The sequence below is a fragment of the Mesorhizobium sp. M0317 genome (genome assembly GCF_040321555.1).
GTDB lineage: Bacteria > Pseudomonadota > Alphaproteobacteria > Rhizobiales > Rhizobiaceae > Mesorhizobium.
Window position 1 is genome coordinate 1 of the sequence record NZ_JAMYRV010000037.1, and the last position, 26122, is coordinate 26122.

At 64.0% G+C, this 26122-nt stretch carries 20 protein-coding genes; 5 read left to right on the top strand and 15 right to left on the bottom strand.

Annotation, left to right across the window (positions count from 1 at the left end; translation table 11 throughout):
* Positions 1-127: 127 nt before the first annotated feature.
* From betB to betI, 5 genes are read right to left on the bottom strand one after another with little or no spacing between them, the layout of a single operon-like run.
* The gene (gene betB / locus NKI88_RS22800) at positions 128-1591 is read right to left on the bottom strand and encodes a betaine-aldehyde dehydrogenase (RefSeq protein WP_023709830.1); all 1464 of its coding nucleotides are present in this window, start codon (positions 1589-1591) and stop codon (positions 128-130) included.
* Between the two features lie 51 nt (positions 1592-1642).
* Positions 1643-3295 (bottom strand): choline dehydrogenase, encoded by a 1653-nt coding sequence (gene betA / locus NKI88_RS22805; protein WP_352657375.1) that lies wholly within the window; start codon positions 3293-3295, stop codon positions 1643-1645.
* Between the two features lie 3 nt (positions 3296-3298).
* Positions 3299-4303 (bottom strand): threonine/serine dehydratase family protein, encoded by a 1005-nt coding sequence (locus tag NKI88_RS22810; RefSeq protein ID WP_023732057.1) that lies wholly within the window; start codon positions 4301-4303, stop codon positions 3299-3301.
* On the bottom strand, positions 4300-5829 hold the full coding sequence (gene betC, locus NKI88_RS22815) for a choline-sulfatase (protein WP_352512414.1): 1530 nt from the start codon (positions 5827-5829) through the stop codon (positions 4300-4302). The genes NKI88_RS22810 and betC overlap by 4 nt, the downstream gene beginning before the upstream one ends.
* 8 nt (positions 5830-5837) lie before the next feature.
* Complete coding sequence (gene betI, locus NKI88_RS22820) at positions 5838-6428, bottom strand: choline-binding transcriptional repressor BetI (RefSeq protein WP_023670745.1); 591 nt, start codon at positions 6426-6428, stop codon at positions 5838-5840.
* 189 nt (positions 6429-6617) lie between these two features.
* Between betI and NKI88_RS22825 the strand changes: the two genes are divergently transcribed.
* Positions 6618-7784 carry an acetyl-CoA acetyltransferase gene (locus NKI88_RS22825; RefSeq protein WP_352657379.1) on the top strand — a complete coding sequence of 389 codons (1167 nt, stop codon included), beginning with the start codon at positions 6618-6620 and terminating at the stop codon, positions 7782-7784.
* A gap of 28 nt (positions 7785-7812) precedes the next feature.
* The gene (locus tag NKI88_RS22830) at positions 7813-8817 is read left to right on the top strand and encodes an asparaginase (RefSeq protein WP_352657382.1); all 1005 of its coding nucleotides are present in this window, start codon (positions 7813-7815) and stop codon (positions 8815-8817) included.
* On the opposite strand, the gene NKI88_RS22835 is transcribed toward NKI88_RS22830, so the two are convergent.
* Positions 8810-10165, bottom strand: coding sequence for a TIGR03808 family TAT-translocated repetitive protein (locus tag NKI88_RS22835; RefSeq protein WP_352657385.1), 1356 nt, complete (start codon positions 10163-10165; stop codon positions 8810-8812). The two genes, NKI88_RS22830 and NKI88_RS22835, sit on opposite strands and share 8 nt — an antisense overlap.
* A gap of 139 nt (positions 10166-10304) precedes the next feature.
* Between NKI88_RS22835 and greA the strand changes: the two genes are divergently transcribed.
* Positions 10305-10778: a transcription elongation factor GreA gene (gene greA / locus NKI88_RS22840; RefSeq protein WP_023698161.1), complete on the top strand. Its 474-nt coding sequence runs from the start codon at positions 10305-10307 to the stop codon at positions 10776-10778.
* Between the two features lie 7 nt (positions 10779-10785).
* On the opposite strand, the gene NKI88_RS22845 is transcribed toward greA, so the two are convergent.
* From NKI88_RS22845 to NKI88_RS22855, 3 genes are all read right to left on the bottom strand, one after another.
* Positions 10786-11022: an AbrB/MazE/SpoVT family DNA-binding domain-containing protein gene (locus tag NKI88_RS22845; RefSeq protein WP_023698162.1), complete on the bottom strand. Its 237-nt coding sequence runs from the start codon at positions 11020-11022 to the stop codon at positions 10786-10788.
* 65 nt (positions 11023-11087) lie between these two features.
* The gene (gene scpA / locus NKI88_RS22850) at positions 11088-13208 is read right to left on the bottom strand and encodes a methylmalonyl-CoA mutase (RefSeq protein WP_352657389.1); all 2121 of its coding nucleotides are present in this window, start codon (positions 13206-13208) and stop codon (positions 11088-11090) included.
* Positions 13205-14647 (bottom strand): methylmalonyl-CoA mutase subunit beta, encoded by a 1443-nt coding sequence (locus NKI88_RS22855; protein ID WP_352657392.1) that lies wholly within the window; start codon positions 14645-14647, stop codon positions 13205-13207. The genes scpA and NKI88_RS22855 overlap by 4 nt, the downstream gene beginning before the upstream one ends.
* A 349-nt stretch (positions 14648-14996) precedes the next feature.
* On the opposite strand from NKI88_RS22855, the gene NKI88_RS22860 reads away from it, so the two are divergent.
* Together NKI88_RS22860 and NKI88_RS22865 are read left to right on the top strand one after the other, a co-directional pair.
* Positions 14997-16541, top strand: a complete 1545-nt coding sequence (locus NKI88_RS22860; RefSeq protein WP_352657394.1) for a helicase HerA-like C-terminal domain-containing protein — start codon at positions 14997-14999, stop codon at positions 16539-16541.
* Positions 16542-16611: 70 nt separating this feature from the next.
* Entirely contained in the window at positions 16612-17481 is an 870-nt protein-coding gene (locus tag NKI88_RS22865) for an aldose 1-epimerase (protein ID WP_352657396.1), read from the top strand.
* 4 nt (positions 17482-17485) lie between these two features.
* Here the strand turns inward: NKI88_RS22865 and NKI88_RS22870 are convergent, their stop codons facing one another.
* From NKI88_RS22870 to NKI88_RS22895, 6 genes are all read right to left on the bottom strand, one after another.
* Complete coding sequence (locus tag NKI88_RS22870; RefSeq protein WP_023687219.1) at positions 17486-17962, bottom strand: DUF4189 domain-containing protein; 477 nt, start codon at positions 17960-17962, stop codon at positions 17486-17488.
* A complete protein-coding gene (locus NKI88_RS22875; RefSeq protein ID WP_023727661.1) occupies positions 17959-18654 on the bottom strand; it encodes a hypothetical protein in 696 nt (231 codons plus the stop codon). Before NKI88_RS22875 ends, NKI88_RS22870 begins: the two co-directional genes overlap by 4 nt.
* Before the next feature lie 13 nt (positions 18655-18667).
* Positions 18668-19243, bottom strand: coding sequence for an invasion associated locus B family protein (locus tag NKI88_RS22880; protein WP_352657399.1), 576 nt, complete (start codon positions 19241-19243; stop codon positions 18668-18670).
* Between the two features lie 9 nt (positions 19244-19252).
* On the bottom strand, positions 19253-24202 hold the full coding sequence (locus NKI88_RS22885) for a YadA-like family protein (RefSeq protein WP_352657402.1): 4950 nt from the start codon (positions 24200-24202) through the stop codon (positions 19253-19255).
* 1 nt (position 24203) lies between these two features.
* The gene (locus NKI88_RS22890; RefSeq protein WP_023687221.1) at positions 24204-24623 is read right to left on the bottom strand and encodes a hypothetical protein; all 420 of its coding nucleotides are present in this window, start codon (positions 24621-24623) and stop codon (positions 24204-24206) included.
* 233 nt (positions 24624-24856) lie between these two features.
* The gene (locus tag NKI88_RS22895; protein ID WP_352657406.1) at positions 24857-25792 is read right to left on the bottom strand and encodes a helix-turn-helix domain-containing protein; all 936 of its coding nucleotides are present in this window, start codon (positions 25790-25792) and stop codon (positions 24857-24859) included.
* Positions 25793-26122 lie beyond the last annotated feature (330 nt).

Sequence of the window (26122 nt, forward strand, 5' to 3'; positions counted from 1 at the left end):
TGGCGTCTTTTTTATAATCACCCACCAGTTTCTGCCCCTCTCTCTTTGGGGTGTTTTTTTTGACCGGGGGGCCGGCCCCCCCCCCGCGGCCCTGGCGGGGGCTGGGGGGGTCGCTGCCCGCCAACCCTCAATACGGGCTCGCTACATCCCCGGTCTCGACATACACCGCCTTCAGCTGCGAATAGAGCGCTAAAGCCGCCAGCGAGTTCTCGCGCCCGATGCCGGATTGCTTCACCCCGCCAAACGGAATTTCCACCGGCGTCAGATTGTAGGCGTTTATCCAGCAGGTGCCGGCCTGCAGTTCGGCGATCACCCTATGAGCGCGCTGCAGGTCGCGGGTGAAGACGCCGGCGGCGAGGCCGAATTCGGTGTCGTTGGCGCGGTCGATCACCTCGTCCTCGCCGTCGAACTTCAGCACGCTCATCACCGGCCCGAAAATCTCCTCGCGCGCAATGCGCATCTTATCGGTGACACCGGTGAACACGGTTGGCTCTACAAAGAAGCCGCCATCGAACCCTTGCAGCGACGGCACGTTGCCACCGCAGGCGAGCGTTGCTCCATCCTGCCTGCCGGCCGCGATGTAGGAAACGACCTTCTCCTGCTGCGCCTTGTTGACCAGCGGCCCCATCTGCGTCTCAGGATCGAGCGGATCGCCGATGCGGATCTTTTTCGTCCGCTCGACCAGCCGGTCGACGAAGCGGTCATGGATGCCGCTTTGTACGAAAACACGCGTGCCGTTGGAGCAGATCTGCCCGCTCGAATAGAAATTGCCGAGCATGGCGCCGCCGATGGCGTTTTCGAGATCGGCATCGTCGAACACGATCAGCGGCGACTTGCCGCCGAGTTCCATCGTCGCATGCTTCATCTTCGAACCGGCGAGCGACAGCACCTTGCGGCCGGTCGGCACCGAGCCGGTCACCGAAACCTTGGCAACGACATCATGGCCGACGAGGCCGGCGCCGACTTCGCCATAGCCTTGCACGACGTTGAACAGCCCGTCGGGCAGGCCCGCCTCTGAGTAGATCTCGGCCAGCGCCAGCGCCGACAGCGGCGTGTTCTCCGAAGGCTTGAATACCATGGCGTTGCCCATGGCGAGCGCCGGGGCGGATTTCCAGCCGGCGATCTGGATCGGATAGTTCCAGGCGCCGATGCCGACGCACACACCGAGCGCCTCGCGGCGCGTATAGGCAAAAGGTCCACCAAGATCGATCGCCTCGCCGTTGAAGGCGGCAACCGCGCCGCCGAAATATTCGAGGCAGTCGGCGGCCGATAGTGCATCCGCCACCAGCGTCTCCTGGATCGCTTTGCCGGTGTCGAGCGTCTCGATCCGCGCCAGATCGGCGTTGCGCGCGCGCAAAATGTCGGCGGCGCGGCGCAGGATGCGGCCACGCTCGACCGGCTTCATCCGCGCCCAGGCCGGTTGTGCGGCCCGCGCGGCTTCGATGGCGAGCTCCAGCACGTTCGGAGTCGCCGAATGCAAAGTGGCGATGACCTCACCGGTCGCCGGATAGATCACCGGCAGCGGCGCGCCGCCTTCGTCCTCGATGTAGCGGCCGTTGACATAGTGCGATGCCGTTGGCTGGGCGCGCATGCTGTTCTCCAGATGTATTCGCTATTGCGGAGCAGTCCGCCGGACAATGCCCTATCGATCCGCCACCTGCCAGCGCGGATTGATCCAGGGTTCCTGGTTGGATGGCGCCAGCGGCGTGCGGCCGAGAATGTGGTCGGAGGCCTTTTCGCCGGTCATGATCGAGGGCGCGTTGAGATTGCCATTGGTGACGCGCGGAAAGATCGAGGAGTCGGCGACCCGCAACCCGTCGATGCCGATGACGCGGCACTCCGGATCGACGACGCTCGTGATGTCATCGGCCCGACCCATCTTGCAGGTGCCGCACGGGTGATAGGCGCTCTCGGCATGATCCCGGATGAAGGCGTCGAGATCCTCGTCCGACTGGACATGCGAACCCGGCGAGATTTCCTTGCCGCGGAAGCCGTCAAAAGCCTTCTGGCCGAAGATCTCGCGGGTCAGCCGGATGCAGTGGCGGAACTCGGTCCAGTCGTCTGGATGCGACATGTAGTTGAAGCGGATGACCGGCGTCGCTTTCGGGTCGGGCGAGCGCAGCGTCACCGAACCGCGCGACTTCGACCGCATCGGCCCGACATGCGCCTGGAAGCCATGCGCCTTCGCCGCCGCCTTGCCGTCATAGCGCACCGCCGCCGGGATGAAGTGGTACTGGATATCGGGGTAGTCGACGCCGGCCTGCGAGCGCACGAAGGCCGCGGCCTCGAAATGGTTGGTGGCACCGAGGCCGGTCTTGAAGAACAGCCACTGCGCCCCGATCAGAGCCTTGGAGAATGGGTTGAGAACCGAATTCAGCGTGATCGGCTGGGTCGATTCCTGCTGGATGTAGAGCTCCATATGATCCTGCAGATTGCGGCCGACACCGGGCCGGTCGGCCACGACCTGGATGCCGTTCTCCTTGAGATGCGCGGCCGGGCCGATACCGGATAGCATCAGGATCTTGGGCGAATTGATCGATGATGCGGCAACGATCACCTCACGTCGCGCCTTAACGACCTGAATCTGTTTGTGAGCTTCGATCTCGACGCCGACAGCGCGCTGATTCTCGATAATCACACGACGGGCGAAGCCTTTGATCACGCTGACATTTTGCCGCTTGAGCGCCGGCTTCAGATAGGCTGATGCGGCCGACCAGCGGCGGCCGCCGCGTATGGTCTGCTCCATCGGCCCGAAGCCTTCCTGCTTCGAACCATTGTAGTCGTCGGTCAGTTCGAACCCGGCTTGGCGGCCGGCCTCGACAAAGGCGCCGTAGAGCGGATTCTTGCGCGGGCCACGCTGGACGTGCAGCGGGCCGCCGTGGCCGCGCCAGCCGTCCTCGCCCCCGTCACTGTCCTCCATGCGCTTGAAATAGGGCAGCACGTCGGCGAAGCCCCAGCCGGCCGCCCCCTGTTCGGCCCAGTGGTCGAAGTCGCGTGCGTGGCCCCTGACATAGACCATGCCGTTGATCGAGGACGAGCCGCCGATCACCTTGCCGCGTGGCGTCGCCAGCACGCGGCCGCCGAGATGCGGCTCCGGTTCGCTGGCAAAGCCCCAGTCGTAAAGGCTCATGTTGAGCGGGATCGACAGCGCCGACGGCATCTGGATCAGCGGCCCGATATCGGTGCCGCCGAACTCGATGACGATCACCGAATGCTTGCCGTCTTCCGACAGCCGGTAGGCCATGGCCGAGCCGGCCGAGCCGGAGCCGATGATGACGAAGTCTGCTTCAAGCATGGTTCACATGCGCCCATCGTTCATATGCGAAATAAAATCGGCGAGCGAGACATTGCCGCCGGTAGCCACAACCAGGACCGCTTTACCCGTCACATCCACCTTGCCGCCGAGCAGCGCCGCCAGAGAGGCGGCGCCCGATGGCTCGAGCACCAGCTTCATCCGTTCGAAGGCGATCTTCATTGCCCGCCGCACGGAGGCATCATCGACGGTGATGCCGCGCACGCCGGCGGTCTTGACCGCCGCAAACGGCGCGTCGCCCGGCCGCCGCGACATCAGCCCGTCGCAGATCGACTTCGGCGCGATCGGCATGGTCTCGATGGCGCCATGCGCTAGCGATGAACCCATGCCGTTGAAGCCTTCCGGTTCGACGCCGATGATCTCGGTTGCCGGCGACAGATAGTGGAAGGCGAGCGAGACGCCGCCGATCAGCCCACCACCGCCGACCGAGCAGAACAGAAGGTCGGCACTGGCGTCCTTTGCCTCGAGTTGTTCGAGTGCTTCGAGCCCGGCGCCGGCCTGGCCGGCAACGATCTCCGGATCGTCGAATGGATGCAGCAACGCCAGCCCTTCGGTCTCGGCAATCTCGCGGGCCTTGGCGGCTGCGACCTCTTCACGGGCGCGCTCGCCATGATCTGTCAGCACGACGCGCGCGCCATAGCCTGCGGTCGCATCGCGCTTGGCGGCCGGCGCGTCGATCGGCATGACGATGGTGACGGGAATGCCGAGCGCCTGGCCGGCAGCCGCCAACCCTTGCGCGAAATTGCCGGAGGAGTAGGCGACGACGCCTTTTCTGGCCTCATCCGGCGACAGCCGCTTCAACCGCCAATAGGCCCCGCGCACCTTGAACGATCCCGCCCATTGCAGCGATTCCGGCTTGATAAAGACGCGGGCCGCACCCGTCTCCTTGGCCAAGGCTGTCGATTCCAGCAAAGGCGTGATCTGCGTCGCCTTCGACGTCACGGCATAGGCCTGTCTGAGGTGCTCGAGGGAGGGGACAATTGTCATCATTCGCCTCGCGGAAAGCGTTTCTGTTCCTCGAGATTGTCGAGGTTCATGTGGTTGCGCATGTAGCGTTCCGACGCCTTCTGCAGTGGCTGGAATTCCCAGGGGTAATGCGTGCCGTTGCGCAGCGCGGGATAAACCACCCAGCGCCGCGCCTGGCTGACGCGCACCGCGGCATCGAATGCCGTCATGTCCCAGCGCGCTCGCACGGCTCCCGTGAAGGCCGCCACCAGATCGGCATGCGCCGGATCGGTGGCAAGATTGGTGCGTTCTTGCGGATCGGCTTCGAGATCGAACAGAAGCGGCGGGTCGATCTCGCAATGGATGAATTTGTAGCGGCCGTCGCGGATCGCCACCAACGGCGCGTTGGAGCCCTCGGCGGCATATTCCATCAGCACCGGCGCGGTGCGCTGTCCGCCATCAAGCAACGGCAGCAGCGACTGGCCATCGGTCCACGGCGCGATGGCAGAGATGTCGATGCCGGCGAGATCGCACAGTGTCGGCGTCACGTCGAGGTTGGAGACCGGCGCCTCGACCAGCCCGGCAGGAATACCCTTGCCGGCGATCATCAGCGGCACCCGCGCCGAACCTTCGAAGAAGTTCATTTTGAACCACAGGCCGCGCTCGCCAAGCATGTCGCCATGGTCGGAGCAGAACAGGACGACCGTGTCGTCCAGCATGCGCGTGCGTTCCAGCACCGACACCATCTCGCCGACCTTGTCGTCGAGATAGGAGATGTTGGCGTAGTAGCCGCGCCGCGAGCGGCGGATCTGCTCGGGTGTGATGTTGAAACTGTCGTAGTCGCTGGCCCGGTAGAGCCGCTGCGAATGCGGGTCCTGATTGGCATAGGGGATGAATCCCACCTCCGGCTCAAGCGCCGGACAGTCTTCATAGAGATCCCAATATTGCCGCCGTGCGACATAGGGGTCGTGCGGGTGGGTGAAGGAAACCGTCAGGCACCAGGGCCGGCTGGCCTCGTCCTCGGAGGTGCGGGCAAGATCGTAAAGTTTTTGCACCGCGTGGAAGGCGACCTCGTCGTCATACTCCATCTGGTTGGTGATCTCGGCAACGCCGGCGCCGGTGACAGAGCCCAGATTGTGATACCACCAGTCGATGCGCTCGCCGGGCTTGCGGTAATCCGGCGTCCAGCCGAAATCGGCGGGATAGATGTCGGTGGTCAGCCGCTCCTCGAAACCGTGCAACTGGTCAGGGCCGACGAAATGCATCTTGCCCGATAGGCAAGTGTAGTAGCCGGCGCCGCGCAGATGATGCGCATAGGTCGGGATCGAGGAAGCGAATTCGGCGGCGTTGTCATAGACCTGGATGCGCGACGGCAATTGCCCGCTCATGAAGGCGGCGCGGCCCGGCGCGCAAAGCGGCGAGGCCGTGTAGTTGTTGCCGAAGCGCGCCGAGCGTGCGGCCAGCGCCTTGAGATGCGGCACATGCAGGAAGTCCGCCGGCCCGTCCGCAAACAGCGTGCCGTTGAGCTGATCGACCATGACGATCAGGATGTTGGGTCGCCTTGATATCACTGAGGCTGTCACTGTGTCTGTCGCCCGCCGAGTTTGATTTCGAGATAATCTTCGACCAGCGCGATCGCGGTTTGAGCATCCGGCACGCCGTCCTTCAGCGCGCGCCTGATGTACAGCCCGTCGATCATCGCCGCGACCGCTTCCGCCGCGCGGTCGGCTTCGTTGCGCGGCAGTATGCCGATCAGTCCGCTCATCAGGTTGGAATGCAGCCGCCGCGCATAGACCCTGAGCAGCCGGCGCAAGGCCGATGATTTCTGCGCCTCGACATAAAAGGCGAGCCAGGCCGCGATGGTTTCCGGCCGGAACTGGATGTCGGAGAAGTTGACGGCGACCACCGCCGAGACGCGTTCGCGCGGCGAGCCGGCGGATTGCAGGGCACGCCGCATGTCGATGGTCAGTTCGGCCAGAATGTGCCGCATCGTCGCCAGAAGGAGCTCGTCCTTGGCGCCGAAATAATGATGGGCGAGGGCTGAGGATACACCGGCACGTCCGGCGATCTCCGACATGGTCACATCAAGCGAGCCGCGCTCGCCGATCGCCGAGATCGTCGCGTCGATGAGCGCCTTGCGGCGCAACGGTTCCATTCCGACTTTCGGCATTGGGGAGATCCAGATCAAAACAGAGATTATTTTTTATTGACGGATCAATCAATAAAAAACTCGCGCTCGGATCAACCGATCATGTCGCTCTGGCCCATCCCTTGGACTGGAAAACAGTTCACTGTTGAACAATATTAGAGGCTAATGCCGCGCTTAGACATGTTAGGCTTGCGGCAAACGGAGGTTGCCATGACCGCATGCATCGTCGGATGGGCGCATTCGCGCTTCGGCAAGCTGGAAGGCGAGACGCTGGAAGGCCTGATCACCAAGGTCGCGGTCGACGCGCTCGACCATGCCGGCATCGGTCCGGACGAGGTCGACGAGATTGTGCTCGGCCATTTCAATGCCGGCTTTTCGCCGCAGGATTTTACCGCCAGCCTGGTGCTGCAGGCCGATGATCGGCTGCGCTTCAAGCCGGCGACCCGCGTCGAGAATGCCTGCGCCACCGGTTCGGCAGCGGTTCGCCAAGGCATCCGCGCCATCGACGCCAATGCCGCCCGCATCGTGCTGGTGGTCGGCGCCGAGCAGATGACGACGACGCCCGGACCCGAGATCGGCAAGAACCTGCTCAAGGCTTCCTATCTGCCGGAGGAGGGCGACACGCCGGCCGGCTTTGCCGGCGTCTTCGGCGAGATCGCACAGGCCTATTTCCAGCGTTATGGCGACCAGTCGGATGCGCTGGCGATGATCGCCGCCAAGAACCACAAGAACGGCGTCGACAATCCGTACGCGCAGATGCGCAAGGATTTCGGCTACGAATTCTGCCGCCAGGAAAGCGAGAAGAACCCCTTCGTCGCCGGTCCGCTGAAGCGCACCGACTGCTCCCTGGTTTCCGATGGCGCCGCCGCCCTTGTGCTGACCGACACCTCGACGGCGTTGAAGATGCGCCGCGCCGTCGCCTTCCGCGCCAACGAGCATGTCCAGGATTTCCTGCCGATGTCGAAGCGTGACATCCTGTCCTTCGAAGGCTGCGAGCAGGCCTGGAACCAGGCTTTGAAGAAGGCCGGCGTGACGCTCGACGACCTCTCCTTCGTCGAGACGCATGACTGCTTCACCATTGCCGAGCTGATCGAATATGAGGCGATGGGCCTGGCCAAGCCGGGCGAGGGCGGCAGGCTGGCGCTAGACGGCACGACTGCAAAAGACGGCAGGCTGCCGGTCAATCCTTCGGGCGGGCTGAAGGCCAAGGGCCATCCGATCGGCGCCACCGGTGTGTCGATGCATGTGCTGACCGCCATGCAGTTGACCGGCGAAGCAGGCGGCATCCAGGTGCTGGGGGCAACGCTCGGCGGCATCTTCAATATGGGGGGGGCGGCCGTCGCCAACTACGTTTCCATCCTCGACCGGATCAGGTAGAAGCGGCCCGTATTTTTGGGGCGTGGTGATGACAAATCCGGTTCTGGTCGAGGTCTTGCGCGGCGCGATCGTCGAGAGCGCCCATCGCGGTGCTGTCGCAATCTTCGACGGGGACGGCAAGCCTGTCCTGGAGATCGGCGATACGGCGCGGCCGGTGTTTCCGCGCTCGGCGGTCAAGGCGATCCAGGCGCTGCCGCTGGTCGAAACGGGTGCCGCCGATGCCTATGGCTTCGGCGACCGCGAACTGGCGCTGGCCTGCGCTTCACATTCAGGCGAACCCGCGCATGTCGAACTGGCGCAGGCGATGCTGGCCAAGGCCGGCCTCGACGAGTCGGCGCTGGAATGCGGCGCCCATTGGCCGTCGAGCCACGACGCGACGATCGCACTGGCCCGCACAGGCGTCTCTCCGAACGCGCTGCACAACAATTGCTCCGGCAAGCATTCCGGCTTTCTCTGCACCTGCGTGCACTCTGGAATTGCCCATCAGGGCTACGTCAAGGCCAGCCATGCTTTGCAGGAGATGGTGCGCGACGCCATGCAGGCGGTGACCGGCGCTGCCCACGATGCGGATCACCGGGCAACCGATGGCTGCTCGATCCCCACCTATGCCGTGCCGCTGAAAAGCTTTGCGCTGGGCTTTGCCCGCATGGCGACGGGCAGGAGCCTTGGCCCTGAGCGCGCCAAGGCGGCCAAACGCCTGCTGTCTGCCTGTATGGCCGAGCCTTTCCTGGTCGCCGGCACCGGCAAAGTGGATGTGGCGCTGATGCAGGCCGCGCCCGGCCGCATATTCGTCAAGACGGGCGCCGAGGGTGTCTATTGCGCCGCCGTTCCGGAGCTTGGCCTCGGCATCGCGCTAAAATGTGATGACGGCGCCGGCCGCGCCGCCGAGGTGATGATTGCCGCTGTGCTGGCAAAACTTCTCAGCGCCGACGGCGCACTGGAGGCGAACCTTCTGGAGCGGGCCAATCCGCCGATCGAAAGCCGCATCGGCGCCAAGGCCGGCTCGCTGCGGCCGACGACGGCGCTCAGCTGACCCTGTTTCGCTCAACCGTCAGATGCGCATAGCCGCTTACGCTTGACCGCGCGAGGTCGCCGGTCGCCGGTTCGGCCCAGCGCTGGCCGATGATGGCGCCGTTCTTGGCGCCGTCGATGACGTTGTCGGAAATGATGGCGTTTCCAGCGCCTTCTACCACAGTGACGGCGATGCCGGTTCCGGCCTGACGGATGATGTTTCCCGTCGCCACAACATTGCGCATATAAGCGCCCCAGCCGATCTGCATGCCGTAGAGCGGCGCGTTCTCGATCACATTGCCCGAGACGGTGGCGTCGGCCTCGACGCTGATACCGACGCCGAAGCCCGGCGCGTCGGCGGGGTAGGGGCCGGTGGCCGAGAGGTTGCGCACGATGTTGTTCGAGCAGACACCCATACGGCCGCCGTCGTTGAAATTGACGATCGAGATGCCGTTAGCGGCACCATCGACGATGTTGTTGCCGATGATGGCGCCTTCGAAGGAGAATTCGGAATAGAGCGCCGTTTCGCCCGACCGCGAGCAGGTGTTGCCGGTCATCTGCAGATTGCTGGAACTGTTGGCGCGGATCGCCGAGAAGGCGCAGTCCGAGACGATGTTGCCGGTGACGGAGACATTGCCGGCACGGAATGCGTTGATGCCATTGCCGTTCTGCCCGGTGCCGCCGCTGCGCGCGCCGATCCGCTGCACGCGGTTGCCGCTGACGATCGTGCCGTCCTCGGCCTGCTGCCAGCGATGCACAAGAATGCCGCCATTGCCACAGTCGGATACGGTGTTGTCGGATATCGCCAGGCCAGCGGCCTCGACGGAGTAGATGCCGGCGTCCGCAGCCCCCGAAATCTCGGACCGCTCGATGCGGCCCGACGCATGCTCCAGCGCCAGCCCATGCTTGCCGCTGCCGGTGATCGTGCAATTGTCGATGACGAGATGGGCGACGCGGCGCAGGTCGAGCAGGCCTTGCGCATCGTCGGCCAACCCGCCGTTGGCGCCGTCGAAGACCAATGCGGTGAACTCTATATGCTCGGCCTGTTCGGCCGTCAGCAAATGGCCATTGCCGCCATAGAGGATGCGCGAGGCGCCCGGCACGCCCGAAAGCCTGACGCGGGCGGGCAGAGTCAGGTTGGACACGACATAGGTGCCCGGCGGCAGGAACACCGGCGCATTGCGCTGGCTTGCCTCGGCTAGCATCGTGGCGAAGGCCTTGCTCTGGTCGTCCGGTGCGTCCGGCTCCACGCCAAGCTCGGCGGCATTGATCGAGCCAAGCGCTGCCGTCTTCGCCAAGGCGTTGTCCAGCGAAACGCCGAGCACCGCAAAGCCGACAGTCCCCTTGAGAAGCGTTCGTCTGTTCAACATCGGCACAGATCCCTGCGATGAAATGGTTCTTCGCAGGAATTGGGCCAGCCGCATAGGTCTCCGCTCGGCGATAGTCCGGCCAATGACCGGGTCCGGCAAGTGGCTTGTACAGTCGCCGAAGCGGGCCTAAGTTTATCCGATGAGCAGGGCTTTTACCCGCGAGGAAGACAGCGAAAACGCCATTGCCGGCATCGGCGAGCGGCCGATCAGCCAACACCGCAATCTGGTGACGGAGCGCGGCCTGGCGATGATCGAGGACAATCTGGCCGATCTGCGCGACATTTTGGCGAAAGCCGAGCGAAAAGCCGATCGCGAGCGCATTGCCGTCGTCTCGCGCGACCTGCGCTACTGGACAGCGCGCCGCGAAAGCGCCGAGCTTTCCGTGCCGGAACCGGGCAGCGACCAGGTGCGCTTCGGCATGGGTGTCACGCTGGAAAGCGATGACCGCAAGAAAGTGCACTGGAAGATCGTCGGCGAGGACGAGGCCGACCCCTCAAAGGGCAGCATCTCACACGTCTCGCCAATGGCCGTGGCGCTGTTCGGCAAGAAGGTCGGCGACGTCGCAAGCGTCAACGGCAAGGAATGGGAAATCGTCAAGCTGTCGGACGCCTGACGCCAGCTCACCCTATTTGCACAGCCAGCTTTCGCAACGCGGGCTCATACTTGTCCATGACATCGCGAGCAGCACGCATTTGCCGTTCGACGTCGTCACACGGCACCGGCCTTAGGATGATGCCGTCGTCGGTTTCGATGATCTGGAGTTCATCGCCCACTTGCAGGCTCAAGCTGTCGAGCGTTTCCCGCGGCAGGATTACAACGCCCGATCCGTCCTCAAGTCCGTGAATGATGGTGTTCATAGCTATACCATAGGTTGCGCCCGATACTGTAACGCAACTTTGATAAGCAGTGCAACTGTTTTCCATCAGCTCGCCAGCAGCCGGTCCAGCAACCGATCCGCAGCCTCCGGAATAACCGTGCCTGGCGGGAAGATCTCCGCGGCGCCAGCTTCCAGCACCGCGTCATAGTCCTGCGGCGGGATGACGCCGCCGGCGACGATCAGTATGTCGGCGTGGCCGAGTTTCTTCAGCGCATCACGCAATTCGGGGATCAGTGTCAGGTGCCCCGCCGCCAGCGACGAGGCGCCGATGATATGGACGTCCTGCGCCACCGCCAGCCTGGCGATCTCCTCGGGTGTCTGGAACATCGCGCCGACCGTCACGTCGAAGCCGAGATCGGCGAAGGCCGTGGCGATCACCTTCTGGCCACGGTCGTGGCCGTCCTGTCCCATCTTTGCGACCAGGATGCGCGGCTTGCCGCCGGACTTCTTCTCGAAAGCTTCGAGCTTCTCCAGCAATCGGTCGACCGTCAGATTGTCGCCGAGCGCATTGCGATAAACGCCGGAGATCGTTTGCACCGAGGCGACGTGACGGCCAAAGACTTTTTCGAGCGCCAGCGAGATCTCGCCGACCGTGGCATTGGCGCGCGCGGCGCGGATGGCAAATTCCAGCAGGTTTTCGTTACCCTGCGCAGCGCGGGTCAGCGCATCGAGCGCGCTCTCGACCGCGCCGACATTGCGCGTGCCTTTCAGGTTCTGCAGCTTCGACAATTGCCGGGCCTTGACCTCGGCATTGTCGATCTTCAGCACGTCGACGTCGATGTCGTTCTCGGGGCGATGCGCGTTTACGCCAACCAGTATCTGCTCGCCGGAATCGATACGCGCCTGCGTGCGCGCCGCCGCTTCCTCGATGCGAAGTTTTGGAATGCCCTGTTCGGTTGCTGCCGCCATGCCGCCAAGCGCCTCGACCTCTTCGATATGGGCGAGCGCACGCGCCGCCAGATCGTGCGTCAGCCGTTCGATATAGGCCGAGCCGCCCCACGGATCGATGATGCGGGTGGTGCCGGATTCCTTCTGCAGGATCAACTGCGTGTTGCGGGCGATGCGCGCCGAGTGGTCGGTCGGCAGCGCCATCGCCTCGTCGAAGGAGTTGGTGTGCAGCGACTGGGTATGTCCCTGCGTCGCCGCCATCGCCTCGATCATGGTGCGGGTGATGTTGTTGTAGGGGTCCTGCGCCGTCAGCGACCAGCCGGAGGTCTGGCAATGGGTGCGCAGCGACAGCGAGCGTTCGTCGTTCGGTGCAAAATTCTTCTGCATCAGGGTCGCCCACAACAGGCGCGCCGCGCGGAGCTTGGCGATCTCCATGAAGAAGTTCATGCCGATCGCCCAGAAGAAGGAAAGCCGCGGGGCGAAACGGTCGATGTCGAGCCCGGCGGCGACGCCGGCGCGGGCATATTCGATGCCGTCGGCGATGGTGTAGGCGAGCTCCAGGTCCGCGGTCGCGCCGGCCTCCTGCATGTGATAGCCGGAGATCGAGATCGAATTGAACTTCGGCATGTGCTGGGAGGTATAGGAGAAGATGTCAGACACGATCCGCATCGAGGGCTTCGGCGGATAGATGTAGGTGTTGCGGACCATGAACTCCTTCAGAATGTCGTTCTGAATGGTGCCGGCGAGATCCTTCTGAGCAACGCCCTGTTCTTCGGCCGCGACGATATAGAGCGCCATGATCGGCAGCACCGCGCCGTTCATGGTCATCGACACCGTCATCTCGCCCAGCGGAATGCCGTCGAACAATTGCCGCATGTCGAGGATGGAATCGATGGCCACGCCCGCCATGCCGACATCGCCGGCAACGCGCGGATGGTCGCTGTCATAGCCGCGATGGGTGGGCAGATCGAAAGCGACCGAAAGGCCCTTTTGGCCGGCGGCGAGATTGCGCCGGTAGAAGGCGTTGGATTCCTCGGCCGTCGAGAAGCCGGCATATTGCCGGATCGTCCACGGCTGCTGGACATACATGGTCGGGTAGGGACCGCGCACGAAGGGCGGCATTCCCGGATAGGTGTCGAGATGCGGCAGCCCCTTGAGATCGCCCTGGCTGTAGAGATGCTTGACGGCGATACCTTCCGGCGTCAGCCGCTGGCCCTTGACCTCGACCGGCGCGCGCCGTGGCGCCGACCAGCCAATGTGGCTGAAATCCGGGATCACTGTGCGGCTCCGATTGCCTGGTCGATGCGGACCGGAAACAGCGCCTCGCACACCGCCACGCCCTCTGTGAAAGGCGGCCGCCGCTCAGCCGCCAGCGTCTCGACCGGGGCATCGTTTTTCAGCGGGTAAAGCGTGGTGCCGATGATTGCCCGTTCACCCGACCGGTAGGCCTCGGCGCGGCGCTCGGATGCTGCCTTGACGCGCTTCTGGATATGCCCTTGCTGCAGGCTTGCCAGAACGCCGCCTTCCGCTTCGATCCGCTGGAACTCTTCCCACGCCGCTTCGCACAGGCCCAGGGTCAGCGCCTCGACTGCGCCCGACCCAAATGCTGGGTCGGCGACATGGTCGATATGGCTTTCATTGGCCATGATCAACTGCGCATTGCGGGCGATGCGGCGGGCAAAGCCGGCCGGCAGCCCGAGGGCGATGGTGTGTGGCAGGATGGAGATCGAGTCCGCGCCGCCTGCTGCCGCTGCAAAGCTAGCGATGGTGGTGCGCAGGATGTTGGTTTCGGGATCCGCCGCCGTCATCATGCGGAACGACGTCTCGGCATGGATGTTGGCTGTCGATGCCGGGATGGAACAGGTTTCCTGGATGCGCGCCCACAGCCTGCGCAAGGTCCGGACCTTGGCCATCGACAGGAACTGGTCCTGGTCGACGCTCAGCGCAAAGCCGATATGGGGAGCGGCATAGACAAGCGGCTGGCGCGCATCCTCGAACATCCTGAGGTATGACACGGCGGAAGCGAGCATGGTGCCGAGTTCCTGCGCTTCCGTGGCGCCGGCATTGTGGAACACCCGCCCGTCGGCCTCCAGCAGCACACCCGGCACGCCCAGCGAGAAGAAATGCGCCAGCGATTGCGGCATCGATGCCTGCAACGCCTCGATCGACATGCGCAGCCGGCCGGTACCGGCAAAGATTGCCGCCGGGTCGATGCCGAAGGAGAGGTTCAGCTTTGCCGGGTCGGAGCGGCGCTTGCTCAGGAACGCCACCAGCCAGTCGGCGACGGCACGGCTCCAGGGATGGGCGTCGATGCGGATCTGCGTGCGGTTGAGCGGTACGCCATCCAGCACCGTTTCCAGCGCCTGCGCCGTCCTTGGCAGGCCATAGCCGAACGCATTCGGAGCACCCTCGAAGACAAGCGACAATCCCGTCGCGCCTTGTGCCACATCGTCCAGGGCCTGCGCCTTGGCGCGGCCGATATCGGGATCGTCAATGCGCTGGCTGACGATCCAGGGCAATTTGGGGTTGGCGCGCACAAGCGGCTCGGCGCCGGCGGCGCGATCGTAGAGCGGTTCGATGCGAATCTGATCGTCGGTATGCGAGACCAGTTTTTCCTCGAAGGAGGCGCCGGCGAGCGCCTTTTCGGCCAAGGCCAGCCAACGCTGGCGCTCGACGTCAGCGGGTTCGACAGTCCTGGTCAAGGCTCCGGCGCCCATCCATGTTCCTCGTTTTTATGCGGCCGCACCAGCGTCAGCCGTCCAGTCTACGGTTCCCTGCCAGATATCGCAATGCAATGCGCTTGCGCGGTTGGGATTCGCTTCCCTGACATAGGGCAGCCTGCGTGGACGAACCATGGAACGATTGCCAAACAGCGGCAAAATCCGCAAGTTCCAAAAACCGATTTGGAGGATTGGTTCAATTTAGACGATTGGCCCAATCTGGATGAATAGCCAACTGGATGGATAGCCCAATTGGAGAATAGCATTGTCGCTGCGCAATGGCCTGACTATACCCTGCGGCACGGCCACAGGCTTTTAACACATCAGTTTGCGGAGACATGGTCATATGGCTGACGACACCAGCATTTTCCTCGGCGCCAGCCGCAAGCCCGACGACAGCTATCAGCGCGCCGAACAGCTCTTGCTGCAATATGGGAACCGCCATGGCCTGATCACCGGCGCCACCGGCACCGGCAAGACAGTCAGCCTGCAGATCCTGGCCGAGGGGTTTTCCAATGCCGGCGTGCCTGTGTTCTGCGCCGATATCAAGGGCGACCTGTCCGGCATTGCCATGATGGGCAAGGCGCAGGATTTCCTGGTCAAGCGGGCCGAGCAGGTCAAGCTCGACCCTTACGACTTCCAGGAATTCCCGGTCATCTTCTGGGACCTGTTCGGCGAGCAGGGCCATCCGATCCGCGCCACCGTCTCGGAAATGGGGCCGCTGCTTCTGTCGCGGCTGATGAACCTCTCCGAAGCGCAGGAAGGCATCATGAACATCGCCTTCCGCATCGCCGATGAGGATGGCCTGCTGCTGCTCGACATGAAGGATCTGCAAGCACTGCTGGCCAACATCGCAGCGCGCGCCGACGAGATCAGCTCGCGCTACGGCAATGTCACCAAGCCGTCGGTCGGCGCAATCCAGCGCACGCTTCTGGTGCTGGAACAGCAGGGCGCGGCGCATTTCTTCGGCGAACCGGCTTTGCGCATCGCCGACATCATGCGCACCACCCGCGACGGCCGCGGCGCCATCAGCGTGCTCGCTGCCGACAGATTGATGATGAACCCCAGGCTCTACGCCACCTTCCTGCTCTGGCTGATGTCGGAGCTGTTCGAGGAATTGCCCGAGGTCGGCGATCCCGAAAGGCCGAAGCTGGTGTTCTTCTTCGACGAGGCGCATCTGCTTTTCGACGATGCGCCGAAGGTGCTGATCGACCGCGTCGAGCAGGTGGTTCGCTTGATCCGTTCGAAAGGCGTCGGTGTCTATTTCGTCACGCAGAACCCTTTGGACATCCCTGAAAAGGTTCTCGCCCAGCTCGGCAACCGTGTGCAGCACGCGCTGCGCGCCTATACGCCGCGTGAGCAGCAGGCGGTCAAGACCGCCGCCGACACCTTCCGGCCCAATCCCGATTTCGACTGCGCCACCGCCATCACCCAGCTCGGCACCGGCGAGGCGCTGGTCTCGACGCTGGAGGTCAAGGGCGTGCCGTCCATGGTGCAGCGGACATTGATCCGGCCGCCATCGTCTAGGCTTGGCCCGATCACAGCGGACGAGCGCCGCAAGCTGATCGACCAGAGCCCGGTCGCCGGCCAGTACGACCAGACCATCGACCGCGAATCGGCCTTCGAGATGCTGCAGAAGAAAGCCATGGGCGCGCAGGACGAGCAGGCGCAGCAGGCCGACACTGGCCGCTCGCGCTGGACCATTCCGGGCTTCGGCAATGACGATCCGCCGCCGCCGCAATCAGGCGGTCGCCGCGCCCCGGCGCCGCGCCCGTCCAACCGCCAGACGGTGGCCGAAGCCGCGATCAAGGCGGTGGTGCGCTCGGTCGGCTCGTCGGTCGGCCGCGCGATCGTGCGCGGGATTCTGGGCAGCCTGTCCAGGGGGCGGTGAAAAGTGTCGGCCAGCCCGCCTCGGACATGATCAGCGCCCAAAATATCGCTATTGACGGCGGTTGGTAGGGATGGCCGGCCTCCTGGAACTGCGCGACGACCGCGCTCGTCTGGTCCTGGCGCCGCAAAAGGGCGCAGCGATCGCCCGCTTCGACGCACTGGTCTGCGGCGCAACGGTGCCGCTGCTCCGCCCCGACGATGGCACCGGCGCCTCCGGCTGCCAGCTTCTGGTTCCCTGGTCGAACCGCATCTCAGGCGGCGGTTTCGCCTTCGACGGCCGCTTCCATGCGATCGAGCCGAACGTGCCGGGGGAGGCCTTTCCAATCCATGGCGACGGCTTCCAGAGGGAGTGGCGGATTGCCAGCCACAGCGCCACCGAGGCAGAACTGGTCCTCGACGCCGGTGAAATCGGCCCCTACCGATATACGGCGCGGGTCGCCTATGCGCTGCATGACGGGGCCTTGGATGCCACGCTCACGGTGGAGAATCGCACCGGCATTCGCCTGCCTTACGGGCTCGGCTTTCATCCGTGGTTCCCGCGCAGCGCCGGAACGACGCTCGAGGCGAAGGCGGCGCGGGTCTGGCTGGAGGACAAGCATCATCTGCCGGTCGGCGTGGCGCCGGTGGCCGATTACCCCGCGTGGAATTTCTCGAACGCCTCCCTGTTGCCGCGAAGCTGGGTCAACAACGCCTTCGACGGCTGGGACCGCCGCGCCAGGATCACCCAGCCCGAGGACAGGATCGCCATCTCGCTCACCGCCTCGCCATTGCTCGACGTCTTCATCCTCTATTCGCCGTCGCAGGATGCCGATTTCTTCTGCTTCGAGCCGGTGTCGCATACCGTCGATGCGCATCACGGCAAAGGGCTGACCCCGCTTGAGCACGGCGCTACGCTGAGTGCAAACATGCGCCTCGATTGGCGTTCCGCTGCTTCGCTCTGATGCGTCATGTGCACACCCACTCGCGGATCTTGCATTTTTGTCCGTTCCGCTCGCACGCCTGCAGTGTCAGGTCTTCGGCATCCCGGCGTGTTTGCGCCGTCTCGGCGCCCCAACTGGTCAGCCGCCCTTCCGGCTTCTCGCCTACGGCGAGGGCGCCGCAATGCTTGTAGGGAAAGCCGGTGTTGTCGTCATCGTCCCAATGGCGATGATTGCGGAATACGCTGACCACGGCGCAGCTGCCGCCGCCGGCGTTCTGGCAATGCTTCAGCGCGATGTCCATCGCCTCCTGCCGCTTGTCGGCGCCCCAAAAGAAGCCGTGCTTCTCGTCGGGGCTCGAATAGGCGATCGCCGCCCAGATGCCTCTCTCCTCCTGGGCCGGCGGCTCGGGCACGTCCGCCGCCGGGGCTAGGTCCGCCGCGCCCAGCCGCCCGGCGCAAAGCAACAGCATGCCGATCGCCGCAATGGCGGAATTCACCCTCATTGTACGCCTCCTTGTTTACCTGCTGCCGAGGCCACGGAAATGACGACGCAGCTGTTGCCGGTTGGCAGCAGCATCGCGTTGCCCCCTCCATTGGCCAGTTCATAGACGCTGATTTGTCCAAGATTGTTGGCGAGCTTGCTGTCTTTCGGAAGCAGGGCCGGAACATCGGCGCAATTGGCCGCGAATGGCGCCACCCTGACCATCGTACCTTCGCAAACGGATGCGGTGGGTGCCGCGAACACCAGACCTGCCGCCGGGCCGCTGTAGCCCTGTGTAGCGTAGTTCATGCCGACCAAGGCTTCCACGAGGTGTTTGTCGGGGGCCTCGTTGTTCCAGATCGACTGGACGCTGTACGTCGTGCCGGTCGTCAGCATCTGCCCAAGGGCTGGGAAAATGTTGGAACAAGACTGCAAGCCTGCCTCTTTGGCGTGTTGCAGAAATGGCGTCTCGGCCAGGGCCGGATTGGGCTGGTTGGTCTCCGCGACCGCCGGCTGCGGCAGTAAATTGTGGAGCAGGTCGTAGCGCATGGCCGCGAAGCCGGCCGTGGCGACGACGGCAATGGCGAGCAACGAGAAGACAGCGGTCCTCGCGCGGTTTCGTTGCGGTCTGCTCCGGTCTTCGATGCCGACCCGGACAGCATCCTTTCCCTGGTTGCGGGACATTATCCGGTCATGGATCGATTGCTGGTTCATCGCGATTGCCTCGTCAATTGATCGCCGCAACGGCCGCGGCCAAGCCCTTGAGGGTCGCGGTTACGTTGATCGTCCTGCCATCCGTGGTCGGGAAGGAGATGACGGATGCCGCGGCCTTCGAAATCTGTTCGCGCATGATCGGACCAACCGGCAGCATGCCGACGCAGACGGCCTGATTGCATCCGTCGAGTTGAATTTTTATCGGCTCCTTGCGCCCCTCGAATGTCAGCGAGACAGGAGCGTCGCTCTTGGCGATCGGCGGGGCGCGCAAGATGATGTAGGGGTTGCCTTCCTTGGTGGCGGCAAGCGACCAGCTGAACGCAACCTGTCCTGCCTGGTCCTCGATGATCTGGGTGACATTGCAGACCTTTTGGCGCGCCTTCAGGTTCTCGTCGCAGATCAGCGTCCAGTTCTCGAACGGACGGGTGGTCCGTTGATATTCGCCAAGCTTCGCATCCGCAGGGATCGCTACGTCGGAAGGTTTTACCCTGTAGCCGGAAGGGATTGCTTCCTGCCCGGCCGCTAACGGGCCGGACAGGAGCATTGACGTCATGGATATCGCGACAGCAAGGACTGCCTGCCTGATCATGGCCGGGCTCTAGTTCAGCGTAAGGCTGACGCCCGCGCCGACACCCCAGTGTCCGCCTGCCGTCGTACCGGACAGGTTCGCTCGAACACGTCCTTCCTCGCTGGTGTAGCCGGCGCCGAAGGCCAGGGCGCCTTCACCGCGCCAATAGCCTCCGCCGGCGGCCACGCTCAGCTTGCCGGGACGATCGTCGTAGCGCAGCGAGCCGGCCGCCAAGCCGATTGCCGCAGCCTGGCGCGCCTCGCCCCTGACCTCTCCCATGTCCATGTTGAGCTGGCTGAGTTTGGAGTCCGCATACGCATTGGCTTGCTGCAGCGTGGTGGCCGCCACCTGGTTGGTGTAGTTCTTCGAATTGTCTAGGTTGAGTGCTAACCCGCTGTTGAACTGCTGAACATTGACCGCATCGGTGTTGGCAACGCCCGGCCCGACATTGTGGATGACCACCGGCGTGTTCGGGTCGCCGCCGGCAAGGGTAATCGAGTTGGACTTGTTGCCGTTCCCGTCCTTGTCGTACTGGACGGCGAACTGATTCAGGTCGCCGACGCTACCCTGCATGGCTTCGACCGCCTGGTTGGTGGCGAAGAGCTGGCTGCCGTTGATGGCGTCGGTGGAGGTGCCGCTGATCCGGCCCGCCGCGACATTGGTGACGGTGCGCTCGTTGCCGACGGTGCCGACGCTGACCGTGCTGGTCGGAGCTGTTCCGGCGAAGGTATAGGCAACGCCGTTGATCGTGGTGCCGGTGGTGGCGACCGCCGCCGCCGTCGTCGAGCCCGCGCCGAGCGCGACGCTGCCCGGCTCGTTGGCCTTTGCGCCGGCGCCGAGCGCCACCGCCTGCGCTCCGTTGGTGGTCGCGTTGGTGCCGAGGGCGATGCTGTCGGCCTGGTTGACCGTCGAATTCTGGCCGATCGCGATGCCTCCCGGCGCCGTCTGCTGCACGATGGCGCCGTTGCCGATGCCGATGCCATTGTCGCCATTGACGGTGGTGCGCGGACCGACCGCAACCGAATCGACGCCGACCGCGAGCGAATCCGCTGCCGTCGAATTGGCATGGAAGTACAGGCTCCCCGTCACCGCGAACGAGCTCAGCGCGCCCTTCAACTGGCGAAGCGTGACCGCGTCCTGGTCCTGCGTGCCGTCGGCCACGTTGATGATCTGGCGATAGGAGGTGGAGGTGCCGACCGAGACGGCGCCGAGCAGGCTCATGTCCGCGGTGTTGTAGGGAATGAGGCCGGTGCCGGAGAGGATCGACCCCGATACGGGCGCGACCGCCCGATCCGAAACCGAGCCGGCGCCAAGCGCCACGCCGCCGATGACGCTGGCCTGGGTGTCGCGGCCGAGCGCCAGCGCATTGTCGGCGCTCGCGGTCGCCTGGTAGCCCAGGGCGGAAGAGCCGATCCCTTGCGCGAAGGAGTCCGCGACGGCAAGCGTCCTGTCGTTGGTGCGCACATAGCGGATGCCGTCGCCATTGGCGTCGGTGTAGGCCAGCGAGGTGTCGCCGGCAATATTGCTGATCGAATTGCCGAGATTGGTGATGTCAGCAGTATTGGCGGCGATATCGGTGGTGTTCTGCGTCACCTGCTGGTTGGTCGCAAACAGCTGCGAGCCGTTGACCGCATCGGTCGAGGAGTTGCTCAACTGCCCGGCCGCGACGTTCTGGATCTGGCGTTCGGCGCCCACCGAGCCGACCGAGAATGCACCCGCGGGCGTCGCGCCGGCGAAGGTGTAGGCAACGCCGCCGATCGTGGTGCCGCCGACCGCCGTGGTCACGGTCGACACCGCATTCGCGCCGATCGCAACGTCGCCGGCATTGTTGGCCACGGCATTCGGGCCGACCGCAACGGAATCCGTCCCCAGGGCCTGGGAATCCGCCAGCGTCGAATTGGCATGGAAATACTTGATGCCGCCGCCGGTGCTGATGCTGTTGATTGTGTTGCCGAGATTGGTGATGTCGGCGGTGTTGGCGGCGATGTCGGTCGTATTCTGCGTCACCTGCTGGTTGGTGGCGAAGAGCTGCGAGCCGTTGATCGCGTCGGTCGACGAATTGCTGAGCCGGCCCGCCGCGACATTGGTGATGGTGCGTTCCGCGCCGACCGCGCCGACGCTGACGGTGCTTGCCGGCGTCGTGCCGGCGAAGTTGTAGGCGACGCCGCCGATCGTCGTGCCGGCGGTGCCGACCGCCGCGGCGGTTACCGAGCCCGAGCCGAGCGCCACGTCGCCGGCGTTGCTGGCGTTGGCGAGGGCGCCCAGCGCGATTGCATTCTGGGCGCCGGCATTCGCTCCTACGCCGAGAGCGGTCGCTTGAAAGGCGGTTGCAAACGCGTTCTGGCCGATCGCGGTGCTGGACGTGGCTGTGGCATTGGCGTTGGCACCGACGGCGGTGCTGTATTGGCCCGAGGCCTTGGAGATGTATCCCATCGCCGTTGCGTCAAGCGCCGATGCGACGGCGCCGCTGCCGAAGGCCGAGGCGTTGGCGTCGGAGGCGCTCGAATTGGTGCCGGCCGCGATGGCGTTTGTCCCCGTCGCGGTCGCGACTGGTCCGATAGCAACGGAGTCCGTGCCCGTTGCGGACGAGTCCGCCGCCGTCGAATTGGCGTGGAAATACTTGATGCCGCCACCGGTGCTGATGCTGTTGATCGTGTTGCCGAGATTGGTGATGTCGGCGGTGTTGGCGGCGATGGCCGTCGTGTTCTGCGTCACCTGCTGGTTGGTGGCGAAGAGCTGCGAGCCATTGATGGCGTCGGTCGACGAATTGCTGAGCCGGCCCGCCGCGACATTGGTGATGGTCCGCTCCGCGCCGAGCGCGCCGACGCTGACAGTGCTCGTCGGCGTCGTGCCGGCGAAGCTGTAGGCCGTGCCGCCGATCGTCGCGCCGCTGGTGCCGACCGCCGTCGCGGTCACCGAGCCCGAACCGAGCGCTACGTCGCCGGAGCTTGCCGTCGCCGTCGCGCCGTTGCCCAGCGCGACATTGCCGGCAAGGCCGGCTGCACCCGCCGTCGAGCCATTGCCCAGCGCCACGGAGCCTTGCCCGACGGCCTTGTTGTTGTTGCCGATGGCAACCGCGCCTGCGGCCTGGTTTGCGGCTGTGGCGGTTGCCGTGCCGTCGCTGTTGGCGATGTTGTTGGCGCCGCCGGTGAAGGCGCCGGTGCCGCTGGCATAGCTCGGATCGCCGATGGAGACCGCGCCGTTGCCGTAAGCCGTGTTGCCCGAACCGATGGAGACGGCCTTGCCGCCGGTTGCCACCGCATTGGTGCCCATGGCGACCGCTTCGGCCGAATCCGCCTTGGCGTTGTTGCCCACGGCGATGGCGCTCGTGGCGCTGGCGGTGGAGAGGGCGCCCAGCGCAACCGCATTCTGGGCGCCGGCATTCGCTCCTACGCCGAAAGCGGATGCTTGAACGCCGGTTGCAAACGCGTTCTGGCCGATCGCCGTGCTGGACGTGGCGGTGGCGTTTGCGTTGGCGCCGACGGCGGTGCTGTATTGGCCCGAGGCCTTGGATATGTACCCCATCGCCGTTGCGTCAAGCGCCGACGCGACGGCCTCACGTCCTACGGCAGCGGAATCAGCGCCGCTGGCGACAGATCCCCAGCCTGCGGCTGTCGCATAGTTGTTGCTGGCCGTGGAACTGGTGCCGAGGGCTGTGGAATTGCCTCCCGAAGCAACGGACAAGGTGCCCAAGGCATTGGCGCCTGCCCCGGTGGCACTGGCCTGGACGCCGAGGGCAACGGAATTGACACCGCTCGAGATCGTACCTTGGCCAAGTGCCATCGCTCCGCCTGTACCGGAGGCTGCCGCATTCAGGCCGATTGCGACGCCGTATTGGGTCGACGCACTGGCGTTGCTTCCCATCGCAACGGCATCGGCGGAAGATGCTTTCGCGGCGGTGCCGAGCGCGACGGCAGAAGCGCCGGAAGAGACCGAATTCGTGCCGATCGCGATGCTGTTGGGCAGTGCGGTGTTGGCCTGAACACCCGCCAGTGCGCCGACGCCGAATGCGATGGACTGGTTGCCCCAGGCACTGGCGGTGTTGCCCATCGCCGTTGCGCTCGTTCCGGTCGCTTTGGTCAGGACGCCTATGGCAACGGTGTTTTGCTGATTTGCCGTGACATCCGTACCAAGGGCGATGGCGCCCTGCGAGAGCGCGCCTGATCCCGCGAGGGTGCGCCCGCCAATGTTGATGGAGTTGATGCTGGTCGCGGTCGCCTGGAATCCAATGGCGACGGCATTCTGGTTGCTTGCGACAGCGCTGTTACCTTGGGCAATCGAATCCACGCCGGATGCCGTTGCCCCGAACCCGAGCGCGGTGGCGCGCAATCCGGTCGCCCGGGTAACAGGGCCGATCGCGGTCGAGTTGACTCCGTCGGCACGCGCATTATTGCCAAAAGCGGCCGCGCTTGTGGTTGCAACCGAATTGACGCCAATAGCGCTTGCTGCGTCCCCGTTGGCCTTGGCGTTCCCGCCCACGGCGAGGGCATTGACGCCGGTTGCGCCTGCGAAGACACCTATGCCTATGGAATTGAGGCCATTGACACCCATCGCATAGCCGATGGCGATCGTGCCGTCGCCCGTTGCACTGTTGGAACTGCCCAACGCCACGCTGTTATTGCCATTCGTCGCGGCGCCGTTACCGATGGCGACGGCGTTGCCGCCGGTCGCCGAACCGCCGCCAGCCTGATATTGTGCCTGGGCCGGTGTGGCGAGGCCGAGCGCGGCGATCGCGGCCAGGCCGCCGAGCACGCTGGCCGGGCTCACGCCACAGGCCAGAGCCGAACGCACGCTGGTGCCGCTTCCCAATGTTCCCAGACCCATATTCTTGCGACCGAATCCAAGAACCCGGTGAGCCATGCGCAGCACCGCCATCAGGCGGCGCCGCACCGAGCGGCTGTCGGCCGCGCCCGCGATCCAGTTTCCGACAAAGCTTGAAGAAAGTTCGATCCTTCTCCGCCCCTCGACGCGTTTGGTCATGCTAGTTTTTCCTCGCAATTGCCGAGGCGCTCTGATGTGCCGCACCATTCGCCTCGGTGGCCAAAAAATCTTCGAAATTGCGCGTCTTCTCCCGCAACGAGAGACCGACCTTCGCGCCTTGTTTTTCAATCAGCTGATAGGCGCTCGCGACCCATGGCTGCGTCGGTTCTGGAACCGTATGCAGTGCAGCCTCCGTCCGTTCCGGCGGCAGGCTTACCGCCACCAGCGCGCGGCAGAGATCGAAATGAAATCCCGGATCGCCTTCACCACAAGCCGGAGAGGTCAGTCCAAGCACGAAACAGGCCAGGAGATGGTCGAGTTCCGCAGCGCTGATCCGGCTGGCGTATTGGCGTTGCAGTGCAGCCCAGGCCGCTTCGGCCTTAGGCGCGAAGACCTCGATTTCCGCGAATTGAATGTCCATGGGACAATCCGACATGCTGTATCATCTGGTTGCTCCCCCGCCCCAAATGACTTCCATCGCGACCATGAGCACATTCGCGGTGCAGGTATTTTGGAATAATCCGGAATCTTTGTAGGAAAATCCGGTATTTGGTCCCTGCGCGACGACTGTGACTGCTCTGCCACACAACCTTCGACTATACTGAAGATCAATCGAGGTATCGCCACGGACAATCATGCGCGCCGCAACAAGCGTTAACGTTGCAGCTTCACCTGCCTGGGGGTTCTGTTCCGGTATCTGGACATGGTGACTGTCAAGTGGCTCTGGTCCGAGAATCCACTGAGATGAGCGACTTCCGCAATCGACAGGTCGCTCTCGATGAGAAGTTTTTCGGCGAAATCGAGACGCAGCCGCAGCAGATATTTGTGCGGCGGCTCGCCAAAAGTCTTGGTGAATGCCAGGATGAAATGGCTCGGCGACAGGCCACAGAGTGCGGCCAGCTCGGCCACCGCGATCTTGCTGGAAAAATTTACCTCCAGGAATTCCCGCACCCGCCGGGCGCTGCGGTTCGACAGACCGCCCTTTGGGGCTTGTGGCAACTTTCGCGCTCCTGCGTAGTTCCGAAGCAAATGGACGCCGAACATGGTGACCAACGAATCGACATAGAAGTCGTTTGGAGTTTCCCGATCCGTCAGTTCCGCCTTTAGCAACTGCGCGAGTTGCAGCGCCTGGAAGTCGACGGTCCCGTACGGCGGCGGTTGAAGCTCGGCATGGCCGGTGTCGAATTCACGCGTTGCCAGCTCGAAGAGACTCTCGGGGGTGAGCGCCACGATTGCGCTTTCCGTGGTGGATGACCTGGTCACCTTGCCGCCGAGATCGGCTGGGACGACCATGATCATACCGACGTCGCCGTCGTATTCGTGGACTTTGTCGCTGCCCAGCGATGCCGCTATCCCTGGTGAGGGTGTAAGCAGAACCGAAGCGAAATGTTCCGCCGCTTTGAATGTGTGTGATCCCGGCCGATGAACGACATGAGCCGCGCCGCCTCGAAACGTGACCAGGTAGCGCCCCGCGCTTTCCGGAATTCCGTCGAAGATGCGACGATCCGCGCGCCGCCGCTCTGTCCCGGCGCTTTCCTGGACGTTGCCTCTATGTTGCATCTTCGTCTCTGCCACTGCTGCGCCGATCAATCCAATCCTGTGCTGTATCGAGGCGCCCAGAATTCACGTTTGCTCCTGGGCGTTCCTTCGAATCCTACAGATGCTGCTTTATATTGAAAAGAAGAATTTGAGCTCAAGCGAAAATTTTACCAGGATTTTGACTATAAATTTACAGGTTTGAATTTTTAGCCAAGGCTACCTGAATATTTTCCGATCTTATCTTACCATTTTTAGCCTAGTTATTGTGCACAGTGCGCCGTCACAATCCAGCGTTGTATTCTGAATATAGATCGCGCGGCCATTGACAGAGCTGGTCGACTATCTGTCATCGCCACGGACGATCCAGCAGCAGTTATCGCC

Bases quoted from the DNA above. Each gene is read 5' to 3' on its own strand.
- NKI88_RS22810 (WP_023732057.1), bottom strand. From the start codon at position 4,303: ATGATGACAATTGTCCCCTCCCTCGAGCACCTCAGACAGGCCTATGCC.
- NKI88_RS22855 (WP_352657392.1), bottom strand. From the start codon at position 14,647: ATGGGCGCCGGAGCCTTGACCAGGACTGTCGAACCCGCTGACGTCGAG.
- NKI88_RS22885 (WP_352657402.1), bottom strand. From the start codon at position 24,202: ATGACCAAACGCGTCGAGGGGCGGAGAAGGATCGAACTTTCTTCAAGC.
- greA (WP_023698161.1), top strand. From the start codon at position 10,305: ATGAGCAGGGCTTTTACCCGCGAGGAAGACAGCGAAAACGCCATTGCC.
- NKI88_RS22825 (WP_352657379.1), top strand. From the start codon at position 6,618: ATGACCGCATGCATCGTCGGATGGGCGCATTCGCGCTTCGGCAAGCTG.
- NKI88_RS22860 (WP_352657394.1), top strand. From the start codon at position 14,997: ATGGCTGACGACACCAGCATTTTCCTCGGCGCCAGCCGCAAGCCCGAC.
- NKI88_RS22865 (WP_352657396.1), top strand. From the start codon at position 16,612: ATGGCCGGCCTCCTGGAACTGCGCGACGACCGCGCTCGTCTGGTCCTG.
- NKI88_RS22870 (WP_023687219.1), bottom strand. From the start codon at position 17,962: ATGAGGGTGAATTCCGCCATTGCGGCGATCGGCATGCTGTTGCTTTGC.
- NKI88_RS22845 (WP_023698162.1), bottom strand. From the start codon at position 11,022: ATGAACACCATCATTCACGGACTTGAGGACGGATCGGGCGTTGTAATC.
- NKI88_RS22835 (WP_352657385.1), bottom strand. From the start codon at position 10,165: ATGTTGAACAGACGAACGCTTCTCAAGGGGACTGTCGGCTTTGCGGTG.
- NKI88_RS22830 (WP_352657382.1), top strand. From the start codon at position 7,813: ATGACAAATCCGGTTCTGGTCGAGGTCTTGCGCGGCGCGATCGTCGAG.
- NKI88_RS22880 (WP_352657399.1), bottom strand. From the start codon at position 19,243: ATGATCAGGCAGGCAGTCCTTGCTGTCGCGATATCCATGACGTCAATG.
- betI (WP_023670745.1), bottom strand. From the start codon at position 6,428: ATGCCGAAAGTCGGAATGGAACCGTTGCGCCGCAAGGCGCTCATCGAC.
- NKI88_RS22890 (WP_023687221.1), bottom strand. From the start codon at position 24,623: ATGGACATTCAATTCGCGGAAATCGAGGTCTTCGCGCCTAAGGCCGAA.
- NKI88_RS22875 (WP_023727661.1), bottom strand. From the start codon at position 18,654: ATGAACCAGCAATCGATCCATGACCGGATAATGTCCCGCAACCAGGGA.
- betB (WP_023709830.1), bottom strand. From the start codon at position 1,591: ATGCGCGCCCAGCCAACGGCATCGCACTATGTCAACGGCCGCTACATC.
- betA (WP_352657375.1), bottom strand. From the start codon at position 3,295: ATGCTTGAAGCAGACTTCGTCATCATCGGCTCCGGCTCGGCCGGCTCG.